A 661-nucleotide genomic window follows, 5' to 3' on the forward strand; every position below is an offset into this window, starting at 1 on the left:
TATTTATCAGGCCGACGAACGGATCAGGGCGGCGCAGGCCGGTTATTACCCCAAGCTCAATGCCGGTGTGAATTCGGGCTATCAGAGCAATAATCGCGAAGGCTGGCGTCCACAGTTCAATGTTGCCGCTTCTCAATTGCTTTATGATTTTGGCAAGGTTTCGAGCGCGGTTGATACCGAGCGTGCTGGCAAGGAAATCAATCAGGCCCGTATGCTGCTAGCGGTTGATAATCTGTCAAGGGACACTGCCAGTGCGGTTGTCGAGGTCCAGCGCTATCGAAAGCTTTCGGCTCTGGCACAGGAGCAGGTCGAGGGCGTTAAGCGCATTGCGGGCCTGGTGAATGAGCGAACGGACAAGGGTGCAAGCACCATGTCCGACAAGGTTCAGGCCGATGCGCGTGTTGAAGCGGCGATGGCTACACAGTTTCAATATCAGTCAGAACTCAATCGCTGGCAGGTTGTGCTTGCTGCGATGATTGGGGGAGGAAGCGCAAACCCATCCTCTGACGTCCCTTCGTGGCTTGGCAAGTCTTGTGACATTGCAGCACCCGATTGGGATCAGGTTCCGGCGATGCTGCAGGCCAAGGCTGAAAAAGAAGAGGCGGTCGCACAGTTGGCAGCGAGTAAAGCAGAGGCTTTCCCGACTGTTTCGCTTGAAGCG

General features: G+C 55.5%; 1 protein-coding gene. It reads left to right on the forward strand.

The genetic code is table 11. The features are described 5' to 3' along the window. Positions 1 to 661: TolC family protein (locus tag CEV34_RS14540; RefSeq protein WP_179253530.1), on the forward strand; the 661-nt coding region annotated here is incomplete at both ends.

Source organism: Brucella pseudogrignonensis, from assembly GCF_002252525.1.
GTDB lineage: Bacteria > Pseudomonadota > Alphaproteobacteria > Rhizobiales > Rhizobiaceae > Brucella > Brucella pseudogrignonensis.